Origin of the sequence: Synechococcus sp. 65AY6A5 (assembly GCF_002760415.1) — a bacterium.
In the GTDB taxonomy this organism is placed as follows: Bacteria; Cyanobacteriota; Cyanobacteriia; order Thermostichales; family Thermostichaceae; genus Thermostichus.
Map to the genome: position 1 here is coordinate 119,440 of NZ_AXUW01000002.1, position 7,007 is coordinate 126,446.

At 60.9% G+C, this 7,007-nt stretch carries 9 protein-coding genes and 1 pseudogene; 5 read left to right on the plus strand and 5 right to left on the minus strand.

The features are described from left to right. Positions 1-205: hypothetical protein (locus SYN65AY6A5_RS12300; RefSeq protein WP_206336969.1), on the plus strand; the 205-nt coding region annotated here is incomplete at its 5' end. A gap of 48 nt (positions 206-253) precedes the next feature. On the opposite strand, the gene SYN65AY6A5_RS12305 is transcribed toward SYN65AY6A5_RS12300, so the two are convergent. Beyond that, a complete protein-coding gene (locus SYN65AY6A5_RS12305; RefSeq protein ID WP_011431387.1) occupies positions 254-466 on the minus strand; it encodes a phenylpyruvate tautomerase MIF-related protein in 213 nt (70 codons plus the stop codon). A gap of 99 nt (positions 467-565) precedes the next feature. Between SYN65AY6A5_RS12305 and SYN65AY6A5_RS12310 the strand changes: the two genes are divergently transcribed. Continuing rightward, positions 566-1,009 (plus strand): RidA family protein, encoded by a 444-nt coding sequence (locus SYN65AY6A5_RS12310; RefSeq protein ID WP_083759178.1) that lies wholly within the window; start codon positions 566-568, stop codon positions 1,007-1,009. A 23-nt stretch (positions 1,010-1,032) separates the two neighbouring features. On the opposite strand, the gene yidD is transcribed toward SYN65AY6A5_RS12310, so the two are convergent. Further along, entirely contained in the window at positions 1,033-1,314 is a 282-nt protein-coding gene (gene yidD, locus SYN65AY6A5_RS12315) for a membrane protein insertion efficiency factor YidD (RefSeq protein ID WP_240527888.1), read from the minus strand. 203 nt (positions 1,315-1,517) lie between these two features. On the opposite strand from yidD, the gene SYN65AY6A5_RS12320 reads away from it, so the two are divergent. Both SYN65AY6A5_RS12320 and SYN65AY6A5_RS12325 read left to right on the plus strand, forming a co-directional pair. Further along, entirely contained in the window at positions 1,518-2,807 is a 1,290-nt protein-coding gene (locus SYN65AY6A5_RS12320; protein WP_011431383.1) for an MFS transporter, read from the plus strand. A gap of 78 nt (positions 2,808-2,885) precedes the next feature. Next, complete coding sequence (locus tag SYN65AY6A5_RS12325) at positions 2,886-3,722, plus strand: SpoIID/LytB domain-containing protein (RefSeq protein WP_011431382.1); 837 nt, start codon at positions 2,886-2,888, stop codon at positions 3,720-3,722. A gap of 173 nt (positions 3,723-3,895) precedes the next feature. Here the strand turns inward: SYN65AY6A5_RS12325 and tilS are convergent, their stop codons facing one another. Beyond that, a complete protein-coding gene (gene tilS, locus SYN65AY6A5_RS12330) occupies positions 3,896-4,906 on the minus strand; it encodes a tRNA lysidine(34) synthetase TilS (RefSeq protein WP_011431381.1) in 1,011 nt (336 codons plus the stop codon). Positions 4,907-4,946: 40 nt separating this feature from the next. Then, a complete protein-coding gene (locus tag SYN65AY6A5_RS12335; RefSeq protein WP_011431380.1) occupies positions 4,947-6,125 on the minus strand; it encodes a heat-inducible transcriptional repressor HrcA in 1,179 nt (392 codons plus the stop codon). 336 nt (positions 6,126-6,461) lie between these two features. Here SYN65AY6A5_RS12335 and ureA point away from each other — a divergent pair. Then, positions 6,462-6,728, plus strand: a pseudogene (gene ureA / locus SYN65AY6A5_RS12340) (urease subunit gamma). A gap of 138 nt (positions 6,729-6,866) precedes the next feature. Here the strand turns inward: ureA and SYN65AY6A5_RS12345 are convergent. Beyond that, the coding region (locus SYN65AY6A5_RS12345) for a transposase (RefSeq protein ID WP_206336973.1) at positions 6,867-7,007 on the minus strand (141 nt) is incomplete at its 5' end.

Below are 7,007 nucleotides of genomic sequence, written 5' to 3' on the forward strand. Positions count from 1 at the left end.
GCATTATGGCATGGAGTTTATTGAGGTAGAGGAGGCGTACAGCTCGCAGGCAAGCTTCCTAGATGGAGATGAGCTACCTAATTATGGTGAAAAACCCGACGGGTGGAGACCCTCTGGGCTGAGGCGAATGCTGCCGCCAACCTGCTTAAGAAAGTCAGCAGAACCTTGGGGCTTTGCCTTCAGGAACTGTCTAGAGGCGCTTTGACAACGCCGTTACGGGTTCTTTTGTGGACTGCGTAAGAATCCCCCGCCTTTAGGCGGTGGGAGTGTCAATCTTGATCTCCACATAGCAGCAGGGATCCCCACTGCCGGCAAAGGTCATCGGGATCCCTCCTTCAAAGGCGGTCATCACGTAGGCTTCCAGCTTGCCCACCTGTTTGGCCAGAGCAGCAGAGAGCGACTTGAGCAGCGCCTCTACAGCGGCAGGTTCCGGCTTTAGAGGCGTTTGCAACTTGATCAAGGGCATAGGCACTGCTTTTTGTCGACAAGTTGATCTTGCCGTTGCCGGCTTGTTTTTTGCGGGATCCCCCTGTGGTAGCTTAGCTGCAGAGTTCCGCCGATCCCCATGGAGCAGAGGAAGCCGGTCAGTTCTGAGCCTAACCACCCCACTCGAGCTGAGGCAGGGCCGCAGGAGGTGCGAACCGAGGCTGCTCCTGCCCCTGTCGGCCCTTACAGCCAGGGCATTGCCGCTGCGGGGCCATTTCTATTCGCCGCCGGACAGGTGGGCCTGGATCCCAAAACCGGCAAGCTGGCGGGGGAAGATGTTGCCTCGCAAACTCGGCAGGCGCTGCTGAACCTGAAAGCCGTGCTGGAAGCAGGGGGAACAAGCTTGGCCAATGTGGTGAAGACCACCGTTTTTTTGGCGGATATGAAAGACTTTGCCGCCATGAACGCGGTTTATCGAGAGTTTTTTGCCGCCGATCCGGCACCGGCCCGCTCTTGCGTGCAGGTGGCTGGCCTGCCCTTGAATGCCTTGGTGGAAATCGAGGCGGTGGCCTGCTACCGATAGCGGCGGTTAAAAGCTGCAACTCTTCAACCCCCAGATCCAGAATGTTGGCCATCTGGGCTGGGGCGACCGTTTTCCTCGGGTGCGGATCCCGGCAAGTCGGGCACCGGGTCGTAGCCTCCCGGGTGCCAAGGGTGGCAGCGGCAGAGGCGGCGGATCCCCAGCCAACCGCCTCGGATGGCACCGTAGCGCCGCACGGCTTCCAGGGTGTACTGGGAGCAGGTGGGGTAGTAGCGGCAGGCAGGCGGTAGCAGAGGGGAGATGGCCACCTGGTAGCCTCGAATCAGGGCAACTAAACCGCGAGTCAAGGGATCCGACCGTTCCGCCATAGGCCAGCGTACAAAAAGGCCATTTCCAGGCTAACGTCTGCCCTCCTGCGCAGCTCCAGACAAGAGGTTAAGATCCAAAAAGTCACCACCCAAATATACATTTCGTAATACTTCTGTTCGGGGATGCCGTGGAGACGGCTTTGCTCCTCGGCATGGTTGTAAGAGTTTCATCAGGAGTGGGCGTGAGGGCATTTGGGCGGCTACAGCCAGCACAGCGGCGCAACTTGGGCATTTTGTTCGTGGCCGGGCTGCTCTTTTGGGCCAGTCTGTCTGCGCTGTTGCCCACGCTGCCGCTCTACGTCCGGGATGTGGGCGGCACCAGCCAAGAGGTGGGCTTGGTGATGGGGGCCTTCTCGATTGGGCTGCTGGCTTTTCGTCCTTGGCTGGGGCGGCTGGCGGATGGCCACAGTCGGCGCATTGTGTTGCTCATCGGCATGGGCGCGGCGGGGATGGCGCCTTTGGGGTACTGGCTTTGGGATTGGATCCCGTGGATAGCGCTGGTACGGGCCTTTCATGGGATCAGCATCGCCGCTTTTGCCACCGCCTACGTTACTTTGGTGGCGGATTTTGCCCCGGAAGAAAAACGCGGCGAGATCTTGGGCTACATGAGCTTGGTCAATCCCATGGGTGTAGCCATCGGCCCTGCTTTGGGCGGTTTTTTGCAGGAGCTGGCCGGTTATGGCCCTCTGTTTCTCTTCGCCGCTTTGCTGGGGTTGGTGGGCTTTTTCTGTACCCAATTGGTTCGAGAGCAGCGCCGTGGGGATTGGGGATCCCTGCCCTCGGATGGGGCGTTTTGGGGCCTTGTGCTCAGCCCGAAGGTGTGCTCTCTCGCCGGGGTCATGTTGTTGGTTGGCCTGGCCTTTGGCACCCAGACCACGTTTGTGGCTCTGTTGATCCAAGAGGCCGGAGTTCCCCTGAATCCAGGTCTTTTTTATACGGCGGTGGCCCTGTCCAGCTTCGGCGTGCGCCTGCTGGCTGGTCGCGCTTCCGACCGCTACGGGCGGGGGCCGTTCATCTCGCTCAGCCTGGCCACCTATGCTCTGGCGATGGGGATCCTGAGGGTTGCCGACAGCGCTGCGGCTTTTCTCGCCGCCGGGATCGTGGTGGGGTCGGGTTTTGGCACCTTGATCCCGCTGATCTCCGCCCTGGTGGCGGATCGCTCTGAGCCGGCGGAGCGCGGTCGCCTGTTTAGCTTGGTGATGTGTGGCTTTGACTTGGGCATTGGGCTGGCGGGGCCGATCCTGGGCACGCTGGCGGGGGGGTTCGGGTATCGGGCCATGTTTGGCTACGCCGCCCTTCTGGCGTTGGCTTCCTTGGGCTCTTTTCTCTGCTTCTCCAACGGGCGACCGGGATCCTCCCTGCGCTTTGCCTTGGGCCTGGAAACCGATCGGTTTCGACAGCCAGATCCTGTCCCTTCGGAACAGCCCCAGCCGTCCCCTCCCCTGCCAACGGGATCCCGTCCTGCCCTCTAGGCACCCTGATTTTTGTCCCCAAGTCCGATTTGCCCTATCCTAGGCTGGGGTTGCTGTACAAAAAAGAACTCTGGGCAGATGGGAGCACGGGGTTGGCTTGCCCTCCTGGGATCCCTGCTGGTGGGCGCCTTAGGGGGATGGATCGAGAGCGCTTGGGGGGTAACGGTGCGGGTGGCCTTGGCCGATGCCACCGCCCCTTTGGTGGTGGGGGTTTCTCTCCCTGCCCAACTGACCAATAGCCGCCAAGAGGTGCTGGCCGAGTTGCCCCCCATGCAAGGGTTTCTGGCCCAGCCCGGCCCTCAGGGGGTGCGCCTGCAGGGGGTGGTCAGCCCGGTGTTGTTCATCGAGCCGCAAGCGGGTGGCCTGGTGGCGGTGGATGGCCGCTGGTATTCTGGCAAAGTGCTCCTGACCGGCTACAACCGCTTGCTGGCCATCAATTACGTGGATCTGGAAGACTACGTGGCCGGCGTGGTGGAAGCCGAGATGGGATCCCGCTTTCTGCCCGAGGCCCTCAAGGCCCAGGCGGTGGCAGCCCGCACCTATGTTCTTCACCACCGCAATTCCCGCGGCTGGTTTGACGTGTTTAGCGACACCCGCTCCCAGGTGTATCGGGGTCTGTCGCAGCGCTCGGCAGCCGCCCTAGCAGCAACACACGCCACCCGCGGCATCGTCATGGTGTATGGGGGGCAATTCGTGAATGCCATGTATAGCGCCAGCGCCGGCAGCCAAACCGTCGGGGTGAGCGGGATCCCTTACCTAAAAAGCCTGCCGGATTTTAGCCCCTATCCCAAGTACGGGCATGGCATCGGCATGAGCCAGTGGGGCGCCCAAGAATTGGCCCGCCGGGGCTGGACTTACCGCCAAATCTTGGCCTACTACTACCCCGGCGTCAGGTTTGGCCGGTTGCCGGATTGACCTACTCCCCCTTGCTCTGGGTTGCCAGGGGTGCCCATCTCCCCAGGTTGCCCTTCAGCCGCAAACGGGCCGGGTTCACCCTTGGCCGGCTTCTTCTGGTTAAGACCGGAGTGGACCTAAATAGGGCAGCCACAACTTTGCCCAAGAGCTTTTGTGGGCATGCCGATCCCGGCCTAGGGGACAAAACTGGCGGGCTGAGAAGCAGCAACCCAGACCACGCAATCTCCCCTCACCTCCAACCAGCCACCCCCTGGGTAGTCGGGGCTGCGGCTGCGGCGGCCTGCTTTCAGGAGCCGGATCCCGGCTTCCACCTGCTCAAAAGTCGGGTGATGGGGCAGCAGCAGCGACAAGAATTGGAACATCACCTGCCGCTGCAGAGCCAGGGGCGCAGCCCGCAAGGGATCCCGTCGCAGCCCCGGCAAAGCCGGCTCGTACACCTGCAACCATAGTTGGGCGGCTTGCGCCACCACCAGCTCATGCTCTGCCTGCAACAGCGTGGCCGCCCGATTCAAAGCCGCTTCCAGTTGCGGGTTAAAGTGCTGCTTGAGATAGGGCATCACCTCTAGGCGAAGGCGGTTGCGGCCATGAGCCAAATCCTGGTTGCTGCGATCCGGCCAGACCGGCAACTGGTATTGTCGGCAGAACTCTTCCGTTTCCCAGCGGGAAAGGCCCAGCAGGGGACGCACCAACCAAGCGGAGGTGGGATCCCGCTCGTCCAAACGCCGTTGCCAATCTAGGCTGACCAGGCCGGCAGCCCCCGTGCCCCGCAGCAGGTTCCACAAAAACGTCTCCGCCCGGTCGCTGGCCGTGTGCCCCGTGGCCACCGCCTCGCAGCTCCAGGTGCGCGCCCATTTGTCCAGTTGCTGGTAGCGCCAAGCCCTGGCCCCCGCCTCATCCCAGCGGATGGGATCGGCAGTCTCAACGGCGTGGGGCAGGCCCTGCTGTTGCAGCCATCCCTGCAAAAACTGGGCACACGCCGTCTCATCGGCTGACCAACGGTGATCGCAGTGCAAAACAAAGATCTGCCACCGCCAGCGCGGCTGCAAATCCCGCAAGATCTGGAGCAGGGAAAAAGAATCTTGTCCGCCGGAAAAAGCTACCAGCAGCCGCTGGCCGGGGCGAAGCAGTTGCCGCTCGCGAATGGCACACTGAACCCGCAAGTGAAGAGGAGAAAGCCTGGCCACAGTTGGCTATTGCTCGGGGGCAACCCAGACCTGGGATCCCTCAGGCAAGGGCCCGAGTGAGATGCGAGGCCACCGTCTGCACAGCCGCAATGCTCCGCTCGTAGGCCATGCGAGTCGGCCCCAGCAAGGTGACCGTCCCCAGCGGCGCCGAGCGGCGGCGATAAACTGAGGCGATGACCGTGCAGTGGTGCAGCGATTCCAGCGGGTTCTCGCTGCCAATGTAGATGATCACGGGAACGTTGTGGGATGGATCCTGATCTGCGGTGCTGGAGGATGCCTTCTCCCTGGCCGACGGGGCCGAGAGAGCCGCTTCGCTCGTGAACAGGCAACCTGGCGTGGAATAGAGCCCGATCATCCCCTGCAGCTGCTCGGATCCCTCTTCGAGCAACTGGGCCACCGCCTGCATCCGCTGAGCCTGGGAAAACTCCGGCTGCCGCATCAGCTCCGTCATGCCCGCGCTGAACACCTGTCCTAGAGAGGGCCGCAGGTAGCGTTGGACTACCGAGCGCAGCAGTTGCTGCAGCCAATGGCTGTAAGCGCGAAACTCCTCATCCAGCTTCAACCAGCTCAGATCCTGCAGCTCGGCAAAAGTCTTGCCCCGCAATTTCAGGGTGAGGAAGTTGCTCAGTAGCTGCAGTTCATCTTCCAGATCCTCGCGCCGATCGTCAGGCCAATCCGGTGGGCTGACCAAGGCCGAGTGGGTTTGATAGGAATCCGTAACCACCAGCACCATTACCCGCCCCGGCCCCACCGACAACAACTGCACGTGGTGAACGGCTACCACCGGCCCCTGGGGAGGGGTGATGAGGGCGATGCAACCGCTCAAGTGGGCCAAAAGCTGTGCCACCCTCTGTAGGAAGCTATCGAGGTCGTCCCCCAGCTCACGGTTGAGCTGATCCAGCAACTGCTGCAGCGCAGGATGGGGCTCCGGCTGGGGAGCATCGTTCGGGATCCCATCCATGTTGGCGGAGCTCAACAGATCGTTCACATAGACCCGATAGCCAAAGTCAGAAGGGATCCGACCGGCAGAGGTGTGGGGCTGGAACAGCAACCCAACCTGCTCCAGCGTGGCCAAGTCGTTGCGAATGGTAGCCGTGCTGACTCCGAGGTTGTAGGACTGGGCCAAGGTTTTGGAGCCGACAGGTTCTGCCGTGGCAATATACCTGCGCACCGTTGCCCACAGGATCTTCCGTTGTCTAGGAGTCAGTTCGAGTTTCATGGCTGCTCAAAAGAACCCAATCAACACCTGCTAAGGGGAATTAGCCAATGGATCTCAGGTCAACCAAGCTAGGGCTAAATGAGGATCAGATAAACTTTTACTTCTCTCTTTAACTTTATTGTTACCCTTTCATCTTGGGTTGCAGGCGCGGAAAATTGCAACAGCAGAGGTGGAAAGAGGTGGAGGCTCTTGGTTTGGCGAGAAAAGCGGAGCTCCCTGTAGCCTCTGCATCCTTATTTTTGCCCAAAGGGGGTACTAAAGTGTTAAGTCAACTCTAGGCTAAGTGAGCCTGCTGCTGCCTGTTCTGTATCGTTTTGTATCTTTCGAGGTCGCTCCATGTACTTGTCCCCCCAGGAGGTTGCTCTACCTGGCCGTCCAGCTAGCTCGGGATCGGCGGCAGTGGGGCCTCCAACTCAATTACCCCAAGGCGGTGACCTACCTGAGCGCAGCTATCTTGGAGGGGCGCGGGAAGGGAAAACCGTTGCTCAGGTGATGAGCGAAGGTCTGACGTGGCTGAGCCGAGAGGACGTGATGCCAGGGATCCCGGAAATTCAAGTAGAGGCCACCTTTCCCGACGAAACCAAGCTGTTAACCATCCGCTAGCTGCTTTCTAAGGATCCCCCAAAGACCCAGAGACTTTAGGAGGTTGTCCATCAGAACCTCCGGGGTACTCCCGCCACAGCGCAGCTTGGCGGGATGGGGGATAGGCGGTGAGACGAAGGGGTTCAATGCCCCTGAGTCTCACAATCTGGGCGATGCCTGCTGCTCGACATACTTCTTCAACTCCTCAACGGTGACCCCACCACAAGAGGCAACAAAATAGGCCCCTGTCCAAAATACAGGCTTGCTGTAGAACCGTGCCACCTCTGTGGCGAACTCTTT